This is a genomic window from Domibacillus aminovorans (assembly GCF_001643235.1).
Lineage (GTDB): Bacteria > Bacillota > Bacilli > Bacillales > Domibacillaceae > Domibacillus > Domibacillus aminovorans.
In genome coordinates this window covers 1-24,833 of record NZ_LQWY01000015.1, presented here as the reverse complement: position 1 = coordinate 24,833, position 24,833 = coordinate 1, and the positions used below count along the sequence as shown (strand labels likewise).

Sequence of the window (24,833 nt, the reverse complement as noted above, 5' to 3'; positions counted from 1 at the left end):
TCACATCCTCTTATTGCGCTTCGCCGTCCAGTCAATGATTTTCAATCCGAAAGGCAGCATCCGCAGTTCATCTTCATTTAATACTTTCCATTTTACCACGAAAGCAAAAAACAGACAGGCTCCGAGTATTGCCCCACTGACCGCTGTCACCCCGCTTATGAGGCGACCCGATCCTTCCGGCAAAAGAAAATAAATACATATGTATACGATAACCGCCATGAAAAATGAAGATGCTATTGCTTTAAGTATAAATGTACCGCTAAATAACGGGCGCTTTTCATGTTTTCTCAACGCGGCAGTTAAAAATAATACACCTGCAAACAGTGCACCTGATGTTGCGAACGAAGCACCATATAATCCATATACTGGAATTAAAATTGCATTTGCTGTCCATTTAAAGGCAAGGGCGATCACAGCACCAGCTGCCGGAATCCAGTCCTGTCCCTGTCCTTGAAAAATAGCATTCACCGTCGACATAATGGAGTAAAAAAAAATCGATATCCCGAATATTGCCAGTACACCAGAACCATCAGTCGTTTCAAACAACATTTTATTCAGTGGATTCATTATGGCAGCTAAACCACTTGACGCTGCAAGACCGAGTACAAAGCTAATCCGAAGTGTTGTCTGGCTGTACACTAGAGCAGCATGGACTTCTTTTTCTTTTATCGCTTTTGTGATAAGTGGAACAACGGTTAACGAAATCGACACTGCCGCAACGACACCGAGCTGAAGCAAAGGCTGGCCCCGATCATATATACCCTTCCATTCTTTCGCCATATCAGCTGGAACTCCTGATAAGACAAGTCCGCTATAAATTTGAAACGAATCAGCCAGCTGTAATAAAACCAGCGTTAAAGCAGACAAACAAATCGCACTGCCTTTCGTTATGATCGTTGTCGCAATTTGAACATCGAATTGAAAAGGGGTCGAAACCTTTTTCTCCGTTTTATACAGAAATAACGCAATGATGGACGCGATCATACCGAACAGCGAACCGACGACGGCACCGAGACCAGCTTCATATAGTGTCCTTCCTGAATAAACAGCATAAAAAGAAAATAATAAAATACAAAGAACACGAATGGACTGTTCAGTCATTTGCGACATGGCTGTCGGCATCATGTCACCCCCTCCTTGAAAAGTACCACGGCGGACAGTTATATACGGCATCGCCAAAAAGAAAAAGGCACTTAGCTGAATAAGCGGTGTCAGCTGCGCATCTCCCATTGCTATTGCTATCCAGCTTGCAGAAAAAAATAAAATTAAAGAAGACAAGATACCCATTATACTAATTGTAAAAAATGCTGTACCGATCAACTGTTGTTTCGATCCTTTATCTGCTCCCGCAACAAGCCTTGAAAGTACAATCGGAAAGCCTGAGACAGCAAGGCCCGTGGCAATTCCATAGAAAGGATATACTTGCTGATAAATGTAAAATCCGGTATTGCCGACAATATTTTGAAATGGCACGCGGTATACTGCACTCAATACTTTTACAAATAACGCAGCTACTGTTAATAGCACCGCTCCTTTGATAAATGATTTTCCTTCTTCCATATGACCACCTCTGTCACTACTTTACTCATTTTCGATATGTTTGCAAAGAAAAACCCGGCTCCTCAGCCGGGAGTCCGGGTTAACGCTCCATTTGTTTGCCGAAAAAAGCAGCGGCGACAAATGCCGCTTTTTGTTCTGCTTCTCCTGCTGATCGTTCTTCTGAAAACAAGACGACGGCACCGATTGCATCGCCGGATGCAATAATCGGCGCAATAAAATATGATGCAGCCTGAATCATGCGACCGTCCACAAATTCCACTTCGCGCTGGTCATTGCTTTCAGCAGAACGGCGCTCTTGAATGACTGTTTCAACAATCGGTCCAATTTTCCGTTCAACGAAGTCTTTCTTTTTCACACCGGCAGCCGAAATGACTGTATCTCGGTCGCAAATTAAAATTGCGTAATTTAAACTGTCAAATAACGATTCTGCATACTCCTGTGAAAAATCGCCGAGCTCTGTAAACGGTGAATACTTTTTCAGAATAACTTCGCCGTCTCGATCGACAAAAATTTCGAGCGGATCTCCTTCTCGAATGCGAAGGGTACGACGTATTTCTTTCGGAATGACCACACGGCCCAGATCATCAATTCTACGAACAATACCTGTTGCTTTCATGTTAGCTGCCTCTCTTTCACCATCAAAATATCGAAACATTTTGCTATGGTGTTAGTATCTTTCAATAGAGACATTCTATACATGTTGTTATGGCTGTTTTTTTGCCGTCTCAAGTTGGCTGATTAATTCGAGTGCCGCATTGAACCAGCCCTGTTCCGGTGCTTTTTTAATATCAATCGTTACTTTCAGTTTTTGCTCATCCATTCCAAGTCCACACATGCGACCAAACTTGTTGCAAATGGAAAATACTTTCGTGCCATCGATTTCTTTCGTTCCCTGTTCGCTCATCAAAATGGTGACCGTCCCTTTCGACTGCTTCATCGACTCAAGCTTCGTCTTCGCCGCATGTATTTTCATTTCAGCCACTTTAAATAAATCAGCTGTTTCAGCCGGATAATCACCAAAGCGGTCGGTCATTTCTTCTTTTAATTCAGCGATTTCATCAAATGAATCCACTGAGCGGAATCTCTTATACATATCAATTTTTTGCGCGCTATCCCCGATATATGAATCTGGAATGTACGCATCAATCGACACATCCACTTCAAATGATGGCACTGTATTCTCTGTATTACCACCGCGTTTTTGTTCAACTGCTTCTTTCAACATTTGTGAATATAAATCGAATCCGACCGAATCAATGTAGCCATGTTGCTGAGCACCAAGCAAGTTTCCTGCACCTCGAATCGATAAATCACGCATCGCAATTTTAAAACCTGACCCGAGTTCTGTAAATTCTTTAATCGCTTGAAGACGTTTTTCCGCTGGTTCAGACAGTACCTTGTCTTTCCTATACGTAAAATAAGAATACGCGACACGGTTTGAACGACCGACGCGTCCACGTATTTGATACAACTGTGACAGTCCCATTCGGTCAGCATCATGCACAATAAGTGTGTTGACGTTCGGAATATCCACGCCTGTTTCAATGATCGTCGTCGTAACCAAAATGTCTGTCTCTCCTTCTAGAAAGGCAAGAATGACCGCTTCAAGTTCTCTTTCCGTCATCTGTCCGTGCGCATACGAAACACGTGCATCTGGCACGAGCGTGGAAATTTCATCCGCACGCCGCTCAATATCTTCAACCCGATTGTATAAATAAAACACCTGACCACCGCGGGCTATTTCACGCTCTGCCGCTTCACGCACAAGACCAAGGTTATGTTCAACGACATATGTCTGCACTGGAAAACGATTCTCCGGCGGTGTTTCAATGACCGACAAGTCGCGCACACCGAGCATTGACATGTGAAGTGTCCGTGGAATAGGCGTGGCAGTCAATGTCAAGACATCGACATTCGTTTTCAGCTGCTTAATTTTTTCTTTATGTGTTACACCAAATCGCTGCTCCTCATCGACTACCAGCAAACCAAGATCATGATACTGCACATCTTTCGATAAAAGACGGTGTGTACCGATAACAATGTCTACCGTACCTGCTTTCAATCCTTTTAACGTTTCTGTCTGTTGTTTACGTGACCTAAAACGGCTAAGCAGCCCCACTTTTACCGGAAAGTCTTGAAGACGTTCTTTTAACGTTTCATAATGCTGCTGGGCGAGAATTGTAGTTGGCACTAAAATAGCTACTTGTTTTCCATCTTCTGTTGCTTTAAATGCCGCACGGATCGCCACTTCCGTTTTGCCATATCCAACGTCTCCGCAAAGAAGACGGTCCATTGGCTGCTCCCGCTCCATATCGCGTTTTATTTCTTGAATGGAACGAAGTTGATCTTCCGTTTCTTCATATGGAAAAGCCGCTTCAAATTCACGCTGCATATCACCGTCCGGTGAAAAAGCGTACCCTCTCGCCGCCTCCCGCTCCGCATATAACTTTAATAAGTCATCAGCAATATCCTGCACAGACGACTCGACTTTCTTTTTCACCCGTTTCCATTCATTGCCGCCAAGTTTATATATCTTCGGTTCTTTGCCTTCTGAACCAACATATTTTTGAACCAGTTCAATTTGCTCGACCGGCACAAATAACTCATCGGTTCCCTGGTATTTAATCTTCAAATAATCTTTATGAACGCCATTAATTTCAAGCGTTTCAATACCAAGGTATTTCCCGATCCCGTGATTAACGTGAACGACATAATCTCCCATCTTCAGTTCAGAATAGCTTTTAATCCGTTCTGCATTCGACAGCTTTTGGCGTCGTTTGCTTTTCGATGCCTTTTTATTAAATAACTCCTGTTCCGTTATAACAGCTAATTTTAAAAGCGGGAATTCGAATCCGGAAGTAAGCGCACCGGGACCTATTTGAATGACCCCTTCGATGACATCATTCTGATCTTTTAACCTTGTCGCTTCCATGCCGTAATCGTCAAGTGTTGCTTTTATTTTTTCAACTCGTTCGACCGTTTCGCCTAAAAACAAAACCGTTGTTCCAGATTTTTTCCATCGGTCTATTTCACCTTCAAGCACATTCATCTGACCATGAAAGTTTTGCATTGGACGCGCGGAGAAATTAACGATATTTTCCGGCTTTCCTCCTGCCGTCTGGCGCATAAAGAGCGATAAGTAAACTAACGGCTGCCTTATTGATTGCACGGCTGCCTGCAGCGAATGCGCAAGCTTTAATCCATGCACTGCTTTTCCTTCTTCAATAAGGCCTGTATACCACTCTGCTTCTTCTTTCTCAAGCGACTCACTTATTTCCTTAATACGGCTCATTTCGTCAAAAAAAACAACACCGCCTTCTGGCAAATAAGAGGTGACAACAGCAGTTTCTTCGTATAGAAGAGATGTGTATTTCCCGAGCTCATTAATGCGGACGCCTTCTTTTAGTTTTTCAATATCCGCACCAATATAGGCGGTCAGTTGCTTTTTTACATCTGGGCTGCCTATTTTCTTCACTGTGTCCATGAGTGACTGCTCTAGCCGTCCAGCAAGTGCCGCCAGTTCTTCTGTCGATGCTGGCATTTCCCCTGCTGGTCCGATTAAAACAGATGTCATGCTATCAATTGAGCGCTGCGTATCCGGTGCAAATGTCCGAATCGAGTCAATTTCCGTATCGAAGAGCTCAATACGGATCGGATGCTCCGATGTAAGCGGATAAATATCAACAATTCCTCCGCGAATACTGAACTCACCTGGTGTATAGACCATATCCGCACGCTCATAGCCCATTTGTACAAACTCTTGCTTAAGCAGTTCAAGATCAATATCCTTGCCGATTGTAAACGTTTTTTGAAGTCGCTTCCATACTTCTTTTGACGGGATGAGTTTTTTCAAGCCTGCTGCAGGAACAATGTAAATACCTGTACCATGCAGTGCAAGATGATTGAGCATTTCAATACGCTGTGCACGCAATTCAGGGCTTGCGATGCTAATTTCAGCGGCGATTAATTCATTGGCTGCATATAAGTATATATTTTCTTCTGATATGAATTGTGTTAAGTCATCATATAGCTTTTGCGCCTGAAGCATATTATATGTAACAATCATAACCGGCTTTTGCAGCTTTCGGTAAGCGGCGGCCGCAAAAACAGCACGCAGTGAGCCAGACAGCCCCGCGGCGAGCTGTTCTTTCATACCCACCTCCATTCCGTTTACAATTGATACAGCTTCTTCATTTTTTAAAAATAAATCAAGTAAATGATTCATTACCCGGACCCCCTTTTCCAAAACAGAAAAACGCTTTGGAGCATACGCCCACAAAGCTTTTTAACGCAATGCATCATTGATTGAATTCATTCATCACATCAATAAATGTGTTGTCGATTGCACTTGTACAGGCAGCGGCACTTTTTTTGACTGCCGAATCCATAACATTTCGTTCTTCTTCACTGAACTTGCCAAGCACATAATCAACGGTTTTAATTGGACCATCTGGACGTCCGATGCCAACACGCACGCGCTTAAATTGATCCGTACCGAGGTGCGCAATTGTCGACTTGATCCCGTTATGACCACCGGCGCTTCCTTTTTGACGGAGCCGTATTTTCCCCTGCGGCAAATCCAGATCATCATATACAACAATGACATCCTCTTTATCGATATCATAATAGCGCATCACTTCACCAATGCATTCTCCTGATAAATTCATATATGTTAATGGTTTTAATAAAATGACTTTTTTCGTTCCTTTTCTTGCGATGGTATACACACCTCTATGCTTTGCTTCTGAGAGCTCGACTCCAAACTGGTCAGCTAACTCATCAATAATATCAAAGCCAATATTATGACGTGTCCCTGCATATTTTGCGCCTGGGTTACCAAGGCCCACGATTAATTTCATATTTATTTGCACCTCATTTTTTACAGTTATACTCAGTATACATGACTAAACACAAAAAAAACAGGCAGAGCTGCTTTTATCGCAGGCTGCCTGTATATTACACTTAAATGTTAATTTTCTTTTGCCTCGTCTATAACGGGAACATCTGCATTAGCGGTGTCTTCGCCTTCTTCATCTTCTTCCATTTTTTGCGGAGGAAGAACCGAAACAATTGTTTCATCATCTTCGTTTTCGATCACGAAATTAAATTGATCGCGAATATCACCAACCGAGATAGAATCACCTATTGCCAGTTCCGAAATATTCACTGTTACATGTTCAGGGAATTCGGATACTTTGGCTGTAACATTCAATTCGAACAACGGCTGCTGAACGACGCCGCCTTCTTTTGCACCGACCGCTTCACCTTCAATGTCAACACGCACCTGTGATGTAATTTTAGATGATTTATCTACCGCAAGGAAATCGGCATGGATGATATGTCCTTTCAGTGAATCTTGTTGATATTCCTGCAAAATCACATCATATTTTTCACCATCAACGTTTAGCGATATCATTCCATTCCGTCCAACTTCACGGATCACTTTAATAAATTGGGGTTCTTCCACTGATACTGGCTCAGATTCTACACCTTTACCGTATATGACAGCTGGAAATGAACCCTTTATACGAATTTCTGTTAATGCAGCTTTCGTAAAGCCCTCACGTTTTTTAGCTTCTAATACATTACTCATATTGAATAGTCACCTTTCTGATTTTAAGTTACTTGTTTTATCTATACACAATTGTATATTCCCTAAACAAACGCTTTATAAACCTGATAAGGCAAAAAAAGAATCGGTTCTGTAAAAAGAACCGATTCCCCATTTTTATTAATCAAATAATGTACTGACTGACTGCTCTTCGTGAACACGGATAATCGCTTCACCAATAAGAGGTGCAACAGACAATTCAACAACTTTATCTGTTTTCTTTTCAGGTGCAAGCGCAATTGAATTCGTCACGACGAGCTCTTTAATGATGGAGTTGCCAATCCGCTCCAGCGCAGGACCCGATAAAACAGGATGTGTACAACATGCATACACTTCTTTTGCTCCACTTTCAGTAATTGCCTTCGCTGCAAGTGTTATCGTACCGGCAGTATCAATAATATCGTCGATTAAAATGGCAATTTTCCCATCTACATTGCCAACGATGTTCATCACTTCAGATACATTCGGGCGCGGACGGCGTTTATCGATGATCGCAATCGGCGCTTTCAAACGATCTGCCAATTTGCGGGCACGCGTTACCCCCCCATGATCCGGTGATACGATAACGAGATTCTCTTTATCGAACCCCTTTTTCTTGAAATATTCACCTAAAATCGGCACACCTAGTAAGTGATCAATTGGTACATCAAAAAACCCTTGAATTTGCGGTGCGTGGAGATCCAGTGTAATTAAACGAGTTGTTCCTGCCGTTTCCAGTAAATTTGCAACGAGTTTCGCTGTAATCGGTTCACGGGCACGGGCTTTACGATCCTGGCGTGCATATCCGTAATATGGAATGACAACGTTAATTGTTTTGGCAGAAGCACGTTTCAACGCATCAATCATAATGAGCAATTCCATTAAATGTTCATTTACCGGTCCACTAGTTGACTGCACGATGTATACGTCACAGCCGCGTATACTTTCTTCGATGTTAATTTGAACTTCGCCATCGCTAAAACGTGTAACTGAACATTTGCCGAGTTCCACACCGATAAATTCCACAATTTCTTGTGCCAATGCTGGGTTGGAATTCAACGAAAAGATTTTTAAATTTGGATCTAAATACTGGTTGCTCATGATGACCTCCACTGTCATTTTTAATCGTTTTTTGAAAAGATTTTTTGAACATAATTTTCTTTATTTACTTGACGCGCACGTGCAATCGCAAGCGCTTCTTCCGGTACTTCGTTTGTGATCGTCGAACCTGCCGCCACATAAGCACCTTTCTTCACCGTGACCGGAGCAACAAGATTCGAGTTACAGCCGATGAACACGCCATCTTCAATTTTTGTGAGAAATTTATTTTCACCGTCATAGTTCACGGTAATAGATCCACAGCCAATGTTTACATCGCTGCCAATCTCCGCATCACCAATATAGCTTAAATGTGACGCTTTGCTTCCTTTGCCAAATACAGCCTTTTTAATTTCGACAAAGTTGCCGATCTTCACTTCATCGTGAATGAAAGATTCAGGACGAATATGTGCAAATGGACCAATATTGACATCTGCTCCAATTTCACTGTTAAACGTTGCAGACTGGCGAATTACCGTACGGTCCCCAATAGCGCAGTCACTCACTTCTGTATTCGGGCCGATTACGCAATCTATGCCGATAGACGTTTTGCCAGAAAGAATTGTACCAGGATAAATAACCGTATCCGCCCCAACCTCGACGTCTGATCCGATATATGTGTTAAGCGGGTCAATAATCGACACGCCGGCACGCATGTGCTGCTCGTTAATTCGGGCACGCATAATCCGCTCTGCTTCACTGAGTGCGACACGATCATTGACACCAAGGGTTTCATCGAAGCTGTCTGTCTGGTGAGCAGATACAATTTCACCTGCCGCTTTTAAAATTTCAATAACATCCGGCAAATAATATTCGCCTTGCACATTTTCATTTGATACATTTTTAAGCGCATCAAACAGCGCTTTGTTATCAAAACAGTACGTACCTGTATTAATTTCATTAATGGCTCGTTCTTCATCCGTTGCATCTTTATGTTCAACAATGCGGCTCACAGAAGCGTCTGCACCGCGAATGATGCGGCCATAGCCATCTGGTTTTTCTGCAAGAGCCGTTAAAATTGTTGCTTTAGCTCCTGTTTCCACGTGATGCTTGACAAGCGCCTCCATCGTTGACGTTTGAATAAGCGGTGTATCGCCGCAGACAACGAGTGTACAGCCTTCTTTACCTGCCAGCATCGGTTCTGCTTGAATGACTGCATGAGCCGTCCCGAGCTGCTCTTCCTGCAGCGCATAAGCAGAACGTTCACCCAGCTGCGCCTTTACTTTGTCCGCTCCGTGGCCGACAATTGTGACAATCTGCTCTGTATGTAAACCTGAAATTTGATCAATAACGTGTTCTACCATTGGCTTTCCACAGACAGGATGCAGCACTTTGTACAATTTAGACTTCATGCGCGTTCCCTGTCCTGCAGCCAAAATGACGGCATAAATGTTTGTCATAAAAGGCCTCCTAACCTGTTTATCCCTATTGAATATATCTTAAAAAAGCGTTTATTTCAATAATGGGGGGAAATTGACACATTATTGACAACGCATATAGTGAAACTTTCATCGATGGAAGTTTTACCACCTTTTAATCTTCCATAAAAAGCAAAAAAAAGAGCTCTACACTAAAAGTAGGCTCTTGATGTATAAAACTCAGGAGGCAGCTATAACGGCGCCCAAGCGATGAACGTCTATACGCGTGACGAAACTGCTCCCGCTTCTTCAAGTTCGACAAGTTCTGTTTCGCTATATTCATCAATGCGATGATACGCTGAGAGGACTGTGTCTTGAATTTTCCCGCGCGTACTGGAATTAATGGGATGCGCAATGTCACGGAATTCTCCATCCGGTGTTCGTTTGCTTGGCATTGCGACAAACAAGCCATTGTTCCCATCAATAACACGAATATCATGAATCACGAATTCTTCATCAAACGTAATGGACGCAATTGCTCTCATTCGGCCGTCCGTTTGTACGCGTCGCAATCTTACATCTGTTATTTCCACGCATATTCACCACCTCTACCCGTATTAAAAAATGTATAAACTAATTATTCAATAATAATTGAAATATTCCTTCTTTTTCATCCGAAAAAATTTTCATAAAAAAAACCGGCACAGGGCCGGTTTACGCTTTTATAAGAGCAATGACTTCAATCTCCACTTTTACATCTTTTGGAAGACGCGCGACTTCTACGCATGAACGGGCCGGTTTATGAGCCGAGAAATACTCTCCGTATACTTCATTGACCGCACCAAACTCTTCCATGTCAGATAAAAAGACTGTTACTTTCACAACAGACTCAAGAGAAGCACCTGCTTCCTCGAGTACTGCTTTTAAATTTGCAAATACTTGATGTGTCTGTTCTTCAATTGAACCGTCTACGAGTGTTCCTTCTGCTGTTAATGGAATCTGGCCGGAACTATAGAACAAATTGTTTACGATAATACCCTGTGAGTATGGGCCGATTGCTGCAGGTGCCTTTTTTGTGTTAATAATCTTCATTCTGATTCCTCCTGTAAAAATTCAATACTTTTTGAAAAGTAGTTTCCTTCGACAACAGAGATCGCTGCTTCTTTTTCGTTTACATCTTTCAGTTTTACAAGCGAAATGTAGTCGTTGATCAACCGATCCGAATACTCTGCTTCAACAAGAACGGCAATACCGGCAACAGATGCATTAAATTCAGCAAGCAGACTGATCATTCCATTAATCGTTCCACCGCCTTTCATAAAATCATCGACGAGCAGTACTTTGGATCCTTCTTTTAAACTGCGCTTTGACAAAACCATTGCCTGAATGCGCTTCGTTGATCCGGATACATAATTAATGCTCACAGTTGGCCCTTCTGTTACTTTACTATCGCGGCGTACAACGACAACGGGTACATTTAAATGAGCTGCAATCGCGTGTGCAATTGGAATCCCTTTTGTAGCGACCGTCATAACAGCATCAATCTTTTCATCCGCGTAAGCCGAAGCAAGCAGCTTGCCTACCTGATTCATAATACTTGGATGCCCGAGTAAATCCATGATGTACAAATAGCCGCCCGGCAGTAATCGATCCGGATTTTTGAGCTGACGGCATAAATCATTAATAAACATCTTCGCATCCCGATTATTCACTCTTGAATAAAACTTCACACCGCCCGCTGCACCCGGCACCGTCTTCAGCGTACCGATGCCACATTTTTCAAATGTCTCTTTTATAATCGCCAGGTCCTCACTGATCGATGACTTAGCCGATCCAAATCGTTCCGCAAAAAGCGTCAACGAAACGAGCTGGTGTGGATTCTCCAGTAAATAGTGCGTCATATAAATAATACGTTCACTTCGACGAAACTTCATCGCTGTATTTAAACCTCCTGGGGAGTAAAACCGAATATTTTATATATAATATATCTTAATATACGGTTTTAATCAACAGAATTCCCATCCCCTAACATCCGAACGGCGTACACTTGATCGCAAAAGCCGCGCAGACAATTATACACGCGATGCATGCGTGAGTCATGGCGAATCAGCCCGAAGACTGTTGGCCCGCTGCCGCTCATTAACACTGTATCTGCACCGAACCGAATCATCTGCTCTTTAATAAGGGCGACTTCCGGATGAGCATTTAATGTAACTGATTCTAAAACATTCCCGACATTTGCACACATTTTATCATAATCGTTTTCACGAATGGCATCGATCATGGCATTTGTATCCGGCCGATTCATACGGTCTAGTTTCAAGTTTTTATATACTTCACCTGTTGAAACACCTATTGTCGGTTTAGCAAGAATGACCCAGCAATTCGGCGGCGCAGGCAATCGGTTAATTTTCTCACCCCTTCCTGTCGCAATTGCTGTACCGCCATACACACAAAAGGAAACGTCTGAACCAATTTCCGCTCCAATGTCGGCCAATTCATCAAGCGACAGCCCAAGACCCCACAATGCATTTAATCCTTTCAATGCAGCTGCCGCATCACTGCTTCCGCCAGCTAGTCCCGCTGCAACCGGAATAATCTTGTCGATTTGAATAGCAATCCCTTGTTTAATATTATACCGCTGTTTCAAAATTTTAGCGGCCTGATAAGCAAGGTTCCGGCTATCATCTGGAACGAAGCGATTATGGGAAATAATCCGAATCTCATCTTTCTCAAGACTTTCAAGCTCAAGCCGATCAGCGAGATCAACTGTCGTCATAATCATTTCTACTTCATGGTAGCCATCTGGCCTTTTGTGAAGTACATCGAGCGTTAAATTAATTTTCGCCGGTGCTTTAATCATTAATTTCATTTTAGTCCACCTACTCTATACACAATAAATTATTTCTTATTTTATCACAAAGAAAAAGAGCCGGCTCNNGAGCCGGCTCTCCGGTGTTTTGCTTTATTAAAAAAGCAAGCTTTGTTTATACTGCACTGCCTGCTGCTGCTGCATCTTCAAATGTCAGTTCAACGGTTTCAGTGAGCACATCTGCATAGCTGTAAGAAACGCGTTCAAATGAATTTTCATCCTGATCAAGTTCTACGACAAAAACAGCAGGGTACGTTTCCGCTAAAATACCGGAACGCTCAATCGTCTTACGTCGACCACCATTCGCTTTAAGCAATAATCTTTTACCCAAATGACAATCAAGCGACTTTTTAATATCGGATAATGTTTTCGGCATTTGCTTCCACCTCACTTCACTCATGTTTAGTATAGCACAATCTTTTGTTTCAGTCAAACAAATTTATAATTTTATCAGCGTCTCTTATTGTTGTCAATATTTTTTTATTGAAAAAACACCGTTTTTTTTCGTCACGGCTATTATTTCCCACTTTCGAAAAAAAAACCGCTCTTTTTTTCAAGAGCGGTTCATATGTGTTATATATCTTCATTCAAAAGAGCATCAGAAAGCATCCCGAACTCAGCCAGTGATAGCGTCTCTCCTCTTCTAGACGGTTCAATTCCTGCCTTTTCAAGTGCAGCGATAATGCGTTCTTTTTTCTCTTTTCCATTCGGCAGCCCGTTTACAAGATTGTTTAAAATCGTTTTGCGACGATGAGCAAACGATGCACGAGTGACGGTAAAGAAAAAGTCTTCATTTTGAACGCGTACTGCCGGTTCACCGCGGACCATCAGTTTGATAATCGCTGAATCAACATTTGGCGGCGGCGTGAAGACTGTTTTCGGTACAATGAATGCCAATTCCGCTTCTGTATAATATTGCACAGCGATCGATAGTGAACCATATTCTTTCGTTGATGGTTTCGCCGAAATGCGAGCACCCACTTCTTTTTGAAGCATCACGACAAAACCGTTCACCGGAACTTTATCTTCAAGCAGCTTCATAATAATTGGCGTTGTCACATAATAAGGTAAGTTCGCGACGACCATGAGACGGTCATATCCCGCAAACTCCTTTTCAACAACTGTTTTTACGTCGGCTTTCAATACATCTTCATGAATGACTTTTACATTATCATAGGGCGATAGTGTTTCATCTAATATCGGCAAGAGACGCTGGTCAATTTCAAAAGCAACGACTTTTCCAGCTGTACGGGCTAAATGTTCCGTCAATGCACCGATTCCCGGCCCAATTTCAATGACACCTGTTTCTTTCGTCAAACCGGCCGTTTCAGTAATACGCTGCAAAATATTCGAATCGATCAAAAAGTTTTGACCAAGACTTTTTTTAAATGAAAATCCGTGCCTAGAGAGAATATCCTTCGTCCTGGACGGTGTAGCGATGTCTTTCATCGTAGTTCCTCCTCCATTACTTCTTTTAATGCAGCAATGAACTGTTCACGTGTCACTTGAAACATAATGAGCCGTTTGTACAATTGTTTTCCATTCGCGTAGCCTATTTTTAATTTCCCACCAAGCTTTTCTCGTCTTGCTTTCGCTCGATCACCACCTATGAGCCCTGCATTCACAAGATCTTCCATCGTCATCTGTTCCTCTGCTTGCTTTTCCATATATTGTGCATCACGAAGCGCTTTACGGATCGATTCGATCGACGCGTGCTCAACACCGACACCTCGGCCAAGCTTTTCGATCGCTTCTTCTTTGGGCAAAAAAGCATGTCGGCAGCCTGGCACTTGCTCTGAAATCATATTGCGAATGCGCTGTCCCGGATAATCAGGATCGGTGAAAATAATCACCCCCCGCGTTGCCTGAGCGTGTCGCACTTGCTCAATGACACGTTCATCGACAGCAGATCCTCTCGTTTCAATCGTATCAGCATTAACTGCCAGCTTTATTTTCACTGTATCATCTTTGCCTTCAACAACGATAATTTCTTTTATTTTCATTTTTTCCTCCGAACGAAAAAGCAGAGGCTGTGAGACCCCCTGCTTAATCAATTTGAAACAGTGTTTGCGCGTTTTTCATCGTAGCGTCTGCCACTTCTTCGTAAGAACATTCTTTTAATACCGCAATTTCTTCCGCCACAAGCTTCACGTATGCCGGCTCATTGCGTTTGCCTCGATATGGATGTGGCGCCAGATATGGACAGTCCGTTTCAATCAATAATTTGTCTAATGGAACAGCTATAGCCACTTCTTTCGGCTTTTTTGCATTTTTGAACGTGACAGGACCACCGAGTGAAATGTAGAAGTTCATTTTTATGCATTCAAGCGCTGTTTCTGCACTGCCGCTGAAACAATGCATAATGCCGCCCACTTCTTCGGCGCCTTCTTCTTTTAATATATCGACAATATCCTGTGTCGCTTCCCGATTGTGAATAACAATCGGCAGCTTCACTTTTTTAGCCAATTGAATTTGACGTCTAAAAACATCCTTTTGAATGTCTTTCGGCGATTTGTCCCAGTGATAATCAAGACCCGTTTCGCCAATTGCAACAACTTTTGGATGTAGAGCAAGCTCTTTAATCCATGCAAGATCTGCATCACGCATATCGATCGCATCAACTGGATGCCAGCCAATTGCTGCATATAGCCCATCGTATCGTTCAATGAGATCCATCGCGCGCTCAATCGTTAAACGGTCAAAGCCGACAACGACCATCCGGGTGACACCGGCTTTCTGAGCCCGTACGACGACTTCTTCTATATCTTCTTGAAATTGATCCGCATTTAAATGAACGTGTGTATCAAAAAGCATATTATCACCCGTTTTCATTCTTGTTTCACGTGAAACAATTTTATTTTACTTTATTTTCGCTCCATTAGGTAAGTTTTCCGGTACTTCAGCAAGAGTCAAAATCCCTTCTTTAGAACCGGCTAAAATCATGCCCTGCGATAATTCACCACGCAATTTGACCGGCTTCAAGTTTGCTACAACAACGACTTTTCGTCCAACAAGTTCTTCCGGTTTATAGTACTGCGCAATGCCTGAAACCACCTGTCGTTTTTCAAAACCAAGGTCAAGCTGCAGCTTTAACAGCTTATCCGCTTTTTTCACAGGAGCCGCTTCAATAACAGTCGCCGCGCGAAGATCCACTTTCATAAAATCATCAATGCTAATCTCTTCTGAAATTGGCGCGTACTCTTCCACCGGTTTTTCTTCTACGACAGGTGCTGAAGGACCTTGCATCTTGTCTTTAATAAAGTTGATTTCTTCTTCCATATCAAGACGCGGGAAAATCGGTTCGCCTTTTTTCACAACTTGAATGCTTTCTGGAATTGCTCCGAATGCCTCTAAGCTTTCCCAATTTTGCAACGATGATTCATTCAGCTGTAACTGTTCAAAAATTTTGTTTGGTGTGCTCGTCAAAAAAGGCGTTAAAAGAACTGCTGCTCGGCGCAATGATTCCGCCAGATGGTACATAACTGTACCGAGTTCCTCTTTTTTTTCTTCTTTCGCTAGTACCCACGGCTGTGTTTCATCAATATATTTATTTGTCCGGCTCACAAGCTGCCAGAGCGATGTTAACGCGACGGAAAACTCCATGTTTTCCATCGCTTCTTCATATTCCCGCACTACTTTTTCATTTATGTCCACAAGCGCTTGTTCAAATTCACCGTCAGAACCCCTGTAAGCCGGGATAATGCCGTCAAAATATTTATTAATCATGGCAATAGTACGATTCAATAAGTTGCCAAGGTCATTTGCCAAGTCATAATTAATTCGCTCAACAAACCCTTCCGGCGTAAACACACCATCAGAACCGAACGGTACTTCACGGAGAAGATAATAGCGCAGCGCGTCAAGACCGTAGCGGTCAATTAACGTAACTGGGTCAACCACATTGCCTTTTGACTTCGACATTTTGCCATCTTTCATTAACAGCCAGCCGTGTGCAAATACTTTTTTCGGCAGAGGCAGATCAAGAGCCATCAACATAATGGGCCAGTAAATCGTATGGAAACGGACAATTTCTTTTCCAACAAGGTGTACATCTGCCGGCCAGTATTGATTAAATTTCTCAGTATGATCTGTTCCGTACCCGAGCGCAGTAATATAGTTAGACAAAGCATCAATCCATACATATACAACATGTTTTGGATTTCCTGGTACTTGCACACCCCAATCAAATGTCGTCCGTGAAACTGCGAGATCTTCAAGCCCCGGCTTAATGAAATTGTTGATCATTTCATTTTTACGCGATTCTGGCTGAATAAATGTCGGGTTCTCTTCATAATATTTCAGAAGACGATCTGCATATTTGCTCATGCGGAAGAAATACGACTCTTCACGCACTTTTTCTACCGGGTGGCCGCTATCCGGACTTTTCCCGCCAATTACTTCTCCTTTGTCATTTACTTCTTTATCAACGAGCTGTGTTTCTGTGTAAAAGGTTTCATCTGGTACGGAATACCAGCCCTCATATTCACCGAGATAAATATCGCCTTGATCCAAAAGTTGTTTAAAGATTTTTTCTACAATGTCTTTATGACGTTTTTCAGTCGTCCGGATAAAATCATCGTTGGAAATATGCATAGTTTCCCACAGCTTTTGAATACCAGCAACAATCTCGTCCACGTATTGCTGTGGCGTGATTCCTTTTTCATCTGCTTTTTCCTGGATTTTTTGACCGTGTTCGTCCGTTCCGGTTAAGTACATAACATCAAAACCACGCAGCCGTTTATAGCGTGCCATCGCATCGCCTGCTACGGTTGTGTATGCATGACCAATATGCAAATTACCGCTCGGATAATAAATAGGTGTTGTTAAATAAAACGATTTTTTATAATCGCTCAATGGATTCCCTCCTTATTGCTCTTTCTTCTTATAGATAAAAGCTTCCGGCCACCTGCCGGAAGCTTTTACATCACTTCTTTTATTTTCCCCCATCCATGAATAAATGTAAATATGCACGCTTTCTTTTCTCTAAGTTCCTCAGTTAAACTTTCAACGAAATTCGACAATTTTCGATATCGAATAATTTTTTTTTTGTAAAAAATAGTTATTTTCTAAAAATATTGATAAATCAGTGTTTTCTGACTTACAGTTAATTGAAGAATTACATTTTATTTGTTGACGTTTATGGGAACTCTTGGTATGATTACGATACAGGTTAAAAATTTTGTCGAATAATGACGAATTCATTTACGCAACACATTTTAATACATTCAAAAATGGAGAGGAGAATATTTTTTAAATGAAATCAACAGGTATTGTACGTAAAGTAGACGAGCTAGGACGGGTCGTTATTCCAATTGAACTGCGCCGTACACTTGGAATTGCAGAAAAAGATGCACTTGAAATTTACGTAGATGATGATAAAATCATCCTTAAAAAATATAAACCAAGTATGACCTGTCAAGTAACAGGTGAAGTTTCCGACGACAACATCAAACTTGCCGGTGGGAAGTTAATCCTTAGCCATGAAGGTGCTGAGATCTTGATCAAAGAAATTCAAGAAGCGTTTGAAAACGGTAAATAATATCAAAATCCCGATGGCGATTACTCGCCATTGGGATTTTTCTTAGTGTGATAGGCGGCATATACATCGCGTTTCGGTAAACCTCTATCTTTAGCTGCCTGTTTCACTGCTTCTTTCGGTATCATGTCTCGTTCGATAACATACTGTTCAACATGCGCTTCCACAGTCATCTCACTCCACCATTCAGAATTAGCCCGCTCTACCAGTTCCCCGGTACTTCCTTCAATCACAAGGCAAAATTCACCCATGATCTTGGACTCGTTCGCCCAGTCTGCTGCTTCGCCGACTGTCCCTCGTAAAAACTCTTCAAACTTTTTCGTCAGTTCCCGGCAAAGTACAATCCGACGGTCTGCACCGAAAAAGGCTTCCATTAAAATGAGTGTTTCTTTTAACCGATGCGGCGATTCATACAAAATAAACGTATCGCGGAATAACGCCAGTTTTTCAAGCTCTTTCTTTTTTTCTTTTTTCCCGCGGCTTAAAAATCCATAAAAATAAAATGGCTGTGGTGCAATGCCTGATGCAATAAGTGCCGTGACAGCTGCATTCGCACCTGGAAGTGGGACGACATTCAATCCTTCTTCTATCGCTAACAGTACAAGCTCATGACCCGGATCGGATATGCATGGCGTGCCTGCATCACTGACAAGTGCTACTATTTCACCTGATTGAATGCGGTCAATCAATTTACGTCCGGCTGCTTCACTGCTATGTTCATGGTAGCTGATGACAGGTGTAGCAATGTCAAAGTAATTGCACAACTTTTTCGTATTGCGTGTGTCTTCCGCAGCAATGACATCTGCTTCTTTCATAATGCGGAGTGCTCGCACAGTCATATCTTCCAGATTGCCAATTGGCACCGGCACAAGATATAAAATACCCTCTATTTCTTCATTCGCAAAGCTTTTTTGTGCTTTCAACGGCCACACCTCTTTTCAACAAATAATCAATTTTTTTCATGCGAGGAAGCTGCTTAAACGCGTATTCTGCCCTCATTGCTTCTTGCTTCGTGTCGAACAACTCACTATGAATAAGTGTAACCGGCAGACGGGCTCTCGTATACTTTGCTCCTTTACCGGCATTGTGAACGCTCATTCTTTTTTTTAAATCATTCGTATACCCTGCATAAAGCGAACCGTCATGACACTTAACGACGTAAAAATGGTGGTTCACCCCCATATAGCAGCGTCCTCACTTCCTCAGTATACTCGCCCTTTTCATCGTACACGTAAAGAGGCATTAAAATTTTCAAATCCGGTGCACCATCTTTTATGCCTTCAACAAGGACGGTGTTTGCTTCTTTTCCATGCTTCGGATAAACGAAACGAAGCCGCTTCGGTTCCACACGGTACTTCCTCATCAGTGTCAAAATATCTAAGAGCCTGCCTGGACGGTGTACAAACGCTGCTTTTCCGCCCTGCTTTAATAACCTTGATGATGAACGAATACAGTCTTCAAGCGTACACTTAATTTCATGGCGGGCAATCGCAACATGTTCATTCATGTTTAATTCTCCGTCAGAAGGTGTTAAAAAATACGGAGGGTTGCACGTAATAAGTGTATGTTTCTCCATCCCAAGTAGCTCTGGCGCATTCTTTAAATCGCCGTTTACCATCTTAATTTGATCATCCAATTTATTGTACTGAATACTGCGGACAGCCATATCACAAAGCCGTTCCTGTATTTCGACACCTGTAATCGGTACACTTGTTTTTGCAGACATTAGCAGCGGAATAACGCCATTGCCAGAACATAGATCAATAATTGAACCACGCGTTTTTGGAACGGAGGCAAATCGGGCCAACAGTACTGCATCAAGCGAAAATGAAAACACGGTCGGACTTTGAATAATACGCAGCTCTTCCGCCAACAAATAATCGAGCCTCTCATCTTCCTTTAATTCCGTCATACCTATCACTCCTCTTGCACAAAAGAGCCTTCCTTTAGAAAGGAAGGCAAAAAATCGTCATTATTTTTTATTTAAAAACGATAAACAAAACAGGCAGTCTTCGTCTTTACGAGGGCTTCCAAAATGCACACTACAAATGTGGAACCCTTCCTGATAAAGACGGGCCAGATTATCGTAGCCTTCACCAATGTCAGCTCCTCGCGCCTGAACATTTTCTGCCCCTGATGCTCGTTCATGACCACGTTCTAATTGCTCAAGCCTGCGGCGCAAATGATCATTTTCAATCGTTAACGAATTGTTTTCTTCCAATATTTCAGCGAGCTGCATTCTTACTTCACCAAGCTGTTGATAAAGCTCACCAATTTGCAATTCCATATGACTGACGGAATCAAAGATCGCCTTTTTATCTAGTTTTTCCACCGCATCAGTCACCTGCTTTCACAGAAACGGCTCCTTCTTTTCCGAGTTCATCGGATGAGAACTCCAGCGTCCGTTCTAATTCCGGTATGTGCACCTGCACGAGCCGCTCTAAAATATTCAAGCCCGTTACTTTCCCATAACCGCTCGGCGTCTGCACTTTTTGGCCGACATCTGGTAATTCACGGCGTGCCGCTTCATATTCATCATTTTCATATTTCAAACAGCACATAAGACGGCCGCACAATCCAGAAATTTTGGCAGGATTTAATGACAAGTTTTGATCTTTTGCCATTTTAATCGATACAGGCTCAAAATCACCAAGAAATGTCGAACAACAAAGCATTCGGCCACATGGGCCAATACCCCCAAGCATTTTTGCTTCATCTCGGACACCTATTTGGCGAAGCTCGATCCGTGTTCTAAAAATGGACGCCAAATCTTTCACTAGCTCACGAAAATCAACTCGCCCGTCCGCCGTAAAATAAAAAATCACTTTGTTACGGTCAAATGTATATTCCACATCAACAAGCTTCATATCTAACTTGTGCTCGACAATTTTATCTACACATGTCGTAAATGCGGTAGTTGCTGCTTCACTATTTTCTTGAACTGCAAGACGATCTTTTTGATCTGCTGTCCGAATTACCTTTTTAAGAGGCAAGACGACATCACTTTCATCAACATCTTTCGGTCCGACGACGACATGACCGTATTCAACACCTCTTGCGGTTTCAACAATAACGTGATCTTCTTTCTGAATACCGAGTTCTCCTGGATCAAAATAATATATTTTACCCGCTTGTTTAAAGCGTATACCTACTACATTACACAAAGGCATGTCCTCCCTGTACCTTTAACAAAAGCTGTTCCATTAGCAGCTGCTGGTTCATGTTATTGTTAATTCTGCGCTTCGCTTCCAAAATAAAGCTAAGACGATCTACAAGCGCTTCAGCTGTTAAAAGCAATGCATCCTGTCTGAAGGAAACGAGATAGTCAGGAAATGCAAGACCATATTCTTCTCCGGTCATAATGGAAAGCAAATCCCTGTGAATGAGAACAAAAAGATCAAGGGCAAGACTGATCTGTTCCTTCTCTTTAAAATGCGAATGAAAGTCCTCCGATAACTGAACAAGACTTGTCAGCCCTCCAGCTCTAAGGCCTTCGTACAATTTTAACACTATTGAACGTGACTGTGCAAACCACTCATCCTGTGACAACGCATGTGCTTCGTCAAGATGATTCGTTATTTTGGATACAAGCGACGCCATTGAAAGCGGTACTTCTTCCTGAATAAGACGTTCTTTTAACTGGATATCATCAATTGGCCGAAACGATAACTGCTGGCATCTCGATATAATCGTTGGTAGCATCCGGCTACTCTGCTCTGTTATTAAAAAAGCAACTGTATCTGAAGATGGCTCTTCCAAAAACTTAAGCAGACTGTTGGCAGCACTTGCTGTCATTTTATCAGCGTGATTAATAATATATACTTTCCGGCTCGACTCAACACCCGTTTTTGTAAATTCCTGCTGCAAATAATAAATTTGCTCTTTTTTGATCGACAGCCCGTCCGGTTCAATCACATGAATATCCGGATGGTTGCCATGATCGATACGACGGCAATTCACACATAATTCACATGGCATTAATTTTTTTTCTGGTTTCAAGCAAAATAAACTTTTTGCAAATAAAAGCGTCGCTTCTTTTTTCCCTGTACCCGGATCGCCTTCAAGCAAATACGCATGTGCTACCCGATCTTTCAGTATACTATTTTCAATCATTCGCATGACAGTTGGCTGACGCGCCGCTGTCTCTTCCCACTGTTTAGACACGTAATCCACACCCTTTTAAAATTGATGAAATTGCTCAATGGGAAGCATAAACACCGTCGCCCCGCCAACCGGTACCTCTACCGGGTAAGGTACGTATGCATCTACATTACCACCAAGCGGTGATAGTGGGGGTGCCACCTGATCGCGCGACTGACAATTTTGTTTTATAATATGAAGCGCTTCCTGAAGACGTTCATCCTCTATCCCGATCATAAATGTCGTGTTTCCTGCTTTTAAACCCCCCCCCTGTAGATGCAAGCTTTGTCGCACGAAAATGATGTTCAATCAGTGCATGAGACAATCTATTACTGTCCTGATCCTGTACAACGGCCGTAATTAACTTCATCCCATATCCCCCTAACAGGATTTCTTCTATTATATCAAAAGCGTCAAAGCAACACTTTTTTAATTTTTGCGAGTGCCTCTTGAAAAACCGATTCTTCCTCTTTCTCTGCATCGATTACCACAATCCGCCCAGCATCTCGCTCTGCCAACAGTAAATATCCTTCCCGCACCTTTTTGTGAAAGGAAAGCCCTTCTAAATCAAGACGATTCACTTCTCTCCCATCATGTTGATGGATTCTCGCGAGACCCACTTCCGGACTCACATCAAATAATAGCGTCAACTCTGGCATCATACCATCTGTCGCAAACGCATTAATCGACGCTACTTCGTCCATACCAAGTCCTCTCGCGTGTCCTTGGTAAGCAAGTGAGCTGTCAATGAACCGATCACAAAGCACAATCGCTCCACGTTCAATTGCCGGTATCACTTTTTCAACGAGATGCTGACGGCGTGCGGCTGCATATAAAAGCGCCTCCGTCCGTGCATCCATTGCTGTATTTTCTTTATTTAAAATAACAGACCGAATTTGCTCTGCAATCGCAATTCCCCCTGGCTCACGTGTTTGAATAACATCCTTGCCTCTATTTTTCAGTTCCTGAACAATTCGGTTTAACACTGTCGTTTTCCCTGCCCCTTCAGGTCCTTCTATCGAAATAAATATTCCTTTTTTCATTGTTTATACCTCCCCGCGAAAAACAGCAACCCGTCTTTCTTTCAAGCCGCTTCCGCCATGAAAGCGACTCCCGTGTGTTAGCATCCATTCAAGTGATTCTATATGTTCATTCAAAATTCGTTCTCCTTCCATGATCAATGGAATGCCTGGTGGATATGGAATAATCATTTCTCCCGCAATCTGACCTGATGCTTCATTAAATGGAACGAATTCTTTCTTATATTTATTATGCTCATTATACGGCAATACAAGTGTCGACACACCTTTTGTTTTTTTCACTTCAGGAAAACGCTCTCTCGCTATTCCTTTTTTCAAATGAAAAGAATGCAGTTTTTGTAAAGCACCCTCTTCAAATGTTATCTGTCCTTCTTTTAAAAGTGGAAAAACAAGCAGCACTTGAAAAGGATCTGCCATTTCCGGATATAATCCTGCCTGTTCAAACAATATCTGCAATTCATATCCAGAAAGACCATCTGCCCGTACGAGAAGTTTGTATGGATCATCGGGCTTCACGCACAGACATCCCCTCGACTCTAGCACTGCTTTTACTCTCTCCACTACCTGCATCGAGTAATGACTATCACATTCTTCATAAGTAGCTGTATATGCTCTCGCTGCATCAAGCGACGCCATAATTAGATACGAAGGGCTGCTCGATTGAAATGCATGCAAATAAAACATTACTTTATCCCGGTCTATATGACTTGATTGAATATGAAAATACGACCCCATGGTCATCGCTGGCAGCATTTTATGGGCTGACTGCACTACGATATCGGCCCCCAAATAAAGCGCACTTTCCGGAATACCTTCATAAGGCAAAACAAAATGAGCTCCATGCGCCTCATCTACAAGTATGATTGAACCGTTCTCTTTCGCAATCATAGCCAGCGTTTCAAATGTATCCGCCATCCCATAGTAGGAAGGATACGTAAATATTACGGCTTTAACGTTCCTGTACTGACGATACGCTTTTTTTAATGCCTCGGCCGAAAACAAAACAACGGTTTTCGAATTTTCATCATACTCAGGTGCCAAAAAAACAGGCACTGCTTTTGCTATTTTCAATGCATTTAACACAGACTTATGACAGTTGCGCTGAACAAATACACGATCTCCTTCTGAAAGGGTACCAAGAATCATCGCAAGATTACCAACTGTGCTTCCATTTATAAGAAATTTACTTTCATTTGTTTGATACAAATCACTTAATAATTTCTCCGCGTCTTGAATACAGCCTTCAGGAGCATGAAGATCATCTAGCCCACTTAACTCTGTTACATCGTATGACAGACCCCTAAAAGATGAAAGTTGCCCATTTTTATGTCCAGGAACATGAAAAGAAACAGGATTCTGCTTCTTATGCTGTTTCAATGCTTCTACAAGAGGCATCTTTGTTTGATCCATATGCATTCTATCCCATCCTTTCCTTTCATTTTTTATATAGAAAAAGGAGATGACATAAAGTCATCTCCTTTTACACTGTAACGTGCCAGGCGGCGTCCTGCTCTCCCAGGGGGAAACCCCCAACTACCATCGGCGCTGAAGAGCTTACCTGCCGTGTTCGGGATGGGAACGGGTGTGACCTCTTCGCTAATGCCACCTGACTATGACGTTCGAACGAACGATGTTCTTT

At 42.4% G+C, this 24,833-nt stretch carries 25 protein-coding genes, 1 rRNA gene and 1 pseudogene; 1 reads left to right on the top strand and 26 read right to left on the bottom strand.

Annotated elements, in window-relative coordinates; translation table 11 throughout:
• The 16 genes from AWH49_RS07145 to metG form a co-directional block, all read right to left on the bottom strand.
• Complete coding sequence (locus AWH49_RS07145; protein WP_063965145.1) at nt 1-1,560, bottom strand: putative polysaccharide biosynthesis protein; 1,560 nt, start codon at nt 1,558-1,560, stop codon at nt 1-3.
• A 79-nt stretch (nt 1,561-1,639) separates the two neighbouring features.
• A complete protein-coding gene (gene spoVT, locus AWH49_RS07140) occupies nt 1,640-2,176 on the bottom strand; it encodes a stage V sporulation protein T (protein ID WP_063965144.1) in 537 nt (178 codons plus the stop codon).
• Nucleotides 2,177-2,263: 87 nt separating this feature from the next.
• On the bottom strand, nt 2,264-5,785 hold the full coding sequence (gene mfd, locus AWH49_RS07135; RefSeq protein ID WP_063965143.1) for a transcription-repair coupling factor: 3,522 nt from the start codon (nt 5,783-5,785) through the stop codon (nt 2,264-2,266).
• A gap of 73 nt (nt 5,786-5,858) precedes the next feature.
• Nucleotides 5,859-6,419 (bottom strand): aminoacyl-tRNA hydrolase, encoded by a 561-nt coding sequence (gene pth / locus AWH49_RS07130; RefSeq protein ID WP_063965142.1) that lies wholly within the window; start codon nt 6,417-6,419, stop codon nt 5,859-5,861.
• A gap of 110 nt (nt 6,420-6,529) precedes the next feature.
• Entirely contained in the window at nt 6,530-7,153 is a 624-nt protein-coding gene (locus AWH49_RS07125) for a 50S ribosomal protein L25/general stress protein Ctc (RefSeq protein WP_063965141.1), read from the bottom strand.
• Between the two features lie 138 nt (nt 7,154-7,291).
• A complete protein-coding gene (locus tag AWH49_RS07120; RefSeq protein WP_018395098.1) occupies nt 7,292-8,251 on the bottom strand; it encodes a ribose-phosphate diphosphokinase in 960 nt (319 codons plus the stop codon).
• Between the two features lie 20 nt (nt 8,252-8,271).
• Nucleotides 8,272-9,648 (bottom strand): bifunctional UDP-N-acetylglucosamine diphosphorylase/glucosamine-1-phosphate N-acetyltransferase GlmU, encoded by a 1,377-nt coding sequence (gene glmU, locus AWH49_RS07115; RefSeq protein ID WP_063965140.1) that lies wholly within the window; start codon nt 9,646-9,648, stop codon nt 8,272-8,274.
• Nucleotides 9,649-9,884: 236 nt separating this feature from the next.
• On the bottom strand, nt 9,885-10,199 hold the full coding sequence (gene spoVG / locus AWH49_RS07110; protein WP_018395096.1) for a septation regulator SpoVG: 315 nt from the start codon (nt 10,197-10,199) through the stop codon (nt 9,885-9,887).
• Nucleotides 10,200-10,320: 121 nt separating this feature from the next.
• Nucleotides 10,321-10,698, bottom strand: a complete 378-nt coding sequence (locus tag AWH49_RS07105) for a RidA family protein (protein WP_034287881.1) — start codon at nt 10,696-10,698, stop codon at nt 10,321-10,323.
• Nucleotides 10,695-11,540: a pur operon repressor gene (purR, locus tag AWH49_RS07100; protein ID WP_034287878.1), complete on the bottom strand. Its 846-nt coding sequence runs from the start codon at nt 11,538-11,540 to the stop codon at nt 10,695-10,697. Before purR ends, AWH49_RS07105 begins: the two co-directional genes overlap by 4 nt.
• A gap of 68 nt (nt 11,541-11,608) precedes the next feature.
• Nucleotides 11,609-12,478, bottom strand: coding sequence for a 4-(cytidine 5'-diphospho)-2-C-methyl-D-erythritol kinase (gene ispE, locus AWH49_RS07095; protein WP_034287875.1), 870 nt, complete (start codon nt 12,476-12,478; stop codon nt 11,609-11,611).
• Between the two features lie 115 nt (nt 12,479-12,593).
• The gene (gene veg, locus AWH49_RS07090; protein WP_034287873.1) at nt 12,594-12,854 is read right to left on the bottom strand and encodes a biofilm formation stimulator Veg; all 261 of its coding nucleotides are present in this window, start codon (nt 12,852-12,854) and stop codon (nt 12,594-12,596) included.
• A gap of 197 nt (nt 12,855-13,051) precedes the next feature.
• Nucleotides 13,052-13,927 carry a 16S rRNA (adenine(1518)-N(6)/adenine(1519)-N(6))-dimethyltransferase RsmA gene (gene rsmA / locus AWH49_RS07085; RefSeq protein ID WP_063965139.1) on the bottom strand — a complete coding sequence of 292 codons (876 nt, stop codon included), beginning with the start codon at nt 13,925-13,927 and terminating at the stop codon, nt 13,052-13,054.
• Nucleotides 13,924-14,481 carry a ribonuclease M5 gene (rnmV, locus tag AWH49_RS07080; RefSeq protein ID WP_018395090.1) on the bottom strand — a complete coding sequence of 186 codons (558 nt, stop codon included), beginning with the start codon at nt 14,479-14,481 and terminating at the stop codon, nt 13,924-13,926. Before rnmV ends, rsmA begins: the two co-directional genes overlap by 4 nt.
• Nucleotides 14,482-14,524: 43 nt before the next feature.
• Entirely contained in the window at nt 14,525-15,292 is a 768-nt protein-coding gene (locus AWH49_RS07075) for a TatD family hydrolase (RefSeq protein ID WP_034289756.1), read from the bottom strand.
• 45 nt (nt 15,293-15,337) lie between these two features.
• Complete coding sequence (gene metG, locus AWH49_RS07070) at nt 15,338-17,332, bottom strand: methionine--tRNA ligase (protein ID WP_063965138.1); 1,995 nt, start codon at nt 17,330-17,332, stop codon at nt 15,338-15,340.
• Nucleotides 17,333-17,732: 400 nt separating this feature from the next.
• Between metG and AWH49_RS07065 the strand changes: the two genes are divergently transcribed.
• Nucleotides 17,733-18,017 carry a transition state genes transcriptional regulator AbrB gene (locus AWH49_RS07065; RefSeq protein WP_018395087.1) on the top strand — a complete coding sequence of 95 codons (285 nt, stop codon included), beginning with the start codon at nt 17,733-17,735 and terminating at the stop codon, nt 18,015-18,017.
• Nucleotides 18,018-18,037: 20 nt separating this feature from the next.
• Here AWH49_RS07065 and rsmI read toward each other — a convergent pair whose 3' ends face one another.
• From rsmI to rrf, 10 genes and pseudogenes are all read right to left on the bottom strand, one after another.
• Nucleotides 18,038-18,937 carry a 16S rRNA (cytidine(1402)-2'-O)-methyltransferase gene (gene rsmI, locus AWH49_RS07060; RefSeq protein ID WP_063965137.1) on the bottom strand — a complete coding sequence of 300 codons (900 nt, stop codon included), beginning with the start codon at nt 18,935-18,937 and terminating at the stop codon, nt 18,038-18,040.
• Nucleotides 18,909-19,196: a GIY-YIG nuclease family protein gene (locus AWH49_RS07055; RefSeq protein ID WP_063965136.1), complete on the bottom strand. Its 288-nt coding sequence runs from the start codon at nt 19,194-19,196 to the stop codon at nt 18,909-18,911. Before AWH49_RS07055 ends, rsmI begins: the two co-directional genes overlap by 29 nt.
• Complete coding sequence (locus tag AWH49_RS07050) at nt 19,165-19,926, bottom strand: tRNA1(Val) (adenine(37)-N6)-methyltransferase (protein WP_034287858.1); 762 nt, start codon at nt 19,924-19,926, stop codon at nt 19,165-19,167. Before AWH49_RS07050 ends, AWH49_RS07055 begins: the two co-directional genes overlap by 32 nt.
• A 60-nt stretch (nt 19,927-19,986) precedes the next feature.
• A complete protein-coding gene (yabA, locus tag AWH49_RS07045) occupies nt 19,987-20,301 on the bottom strand; it encodes a DNA replication initiation control protein YabA (RefSeq protein WP_051080882.1) in 315 nt (104 codons plus the stop codon).
• A 49-nt stretch (nt 20,302-20,350) separates the two neighbouring features.
• Nucleotides 20,351-21,178: a PSP1 domain-containing protein gene (locus AWH49_RS07040; protein WP_018395082.1), complete on the bottom strand. Its 828-nt coding sequence runs from the start codon at nt 21,176-21,178 to the stop codon at nt 20,351-20,353.
• Nucleotides 21,171-22,178, bottom strand: coding sequence for a DNA polymerase III subunit delta' (gene holB / locus AWH49_RS07035; protein ID WP_034287855.1), 1,008 nt, complete (start codon nt 22,176-22,178; stop codon nt 21,171-21,173). The genes AWH49_RS07040 and holB overlap by 8 nt, the downstream gene beginning before the upstream one ends.
• Before the next feature lie 15 nt (nt 22,179-22,193).
• Nucleotides 22,194-22,524, bottom strand: a pseudogene (locus AWH49_RS07030) (cyclic-di-AMP receptor).
• A gap of 43 nt (nt 22,525-22,567) precedes the next feature.
• Nucleotides 22,568-23,197, bottom strand: coding sequence for a dTMP kinase (tmk, locus tag AWH49_RS07025; RefSeq protein WP_018395079.1), 630 nt, complete (start codon nt 23,195-23,197; stop codon nt 22,568-22,570).
• Nucleotides 23,198-23,200: 3 nt separating this feature from the next.
• Nucleotides 23,201-24,610 carry an aminotransferase class I/II-fold pyridoxal phosphate-dependent enzyme gene (locus tag AWH49_RS07020; protein ID WP_244886775.1) on the bottom strand — a complete coding sequence of 470 codons (1,410 nt, stop codon included), beginning with the start codon at nt 24,608-24,610 and terminating at the stop codon, nt 23,201-23,203.
• A 78-nt stretch (nt 24,611-24,688) separates the two neighbouring features.
• Nucleotides 24,689-24,804, bottom strand: a 5S ribosomal RNA gene (rrf, locus tag AWH49_RS07015).
• Nucleotides 24,805-24,833: the final 29 nt, after the last annotated feature.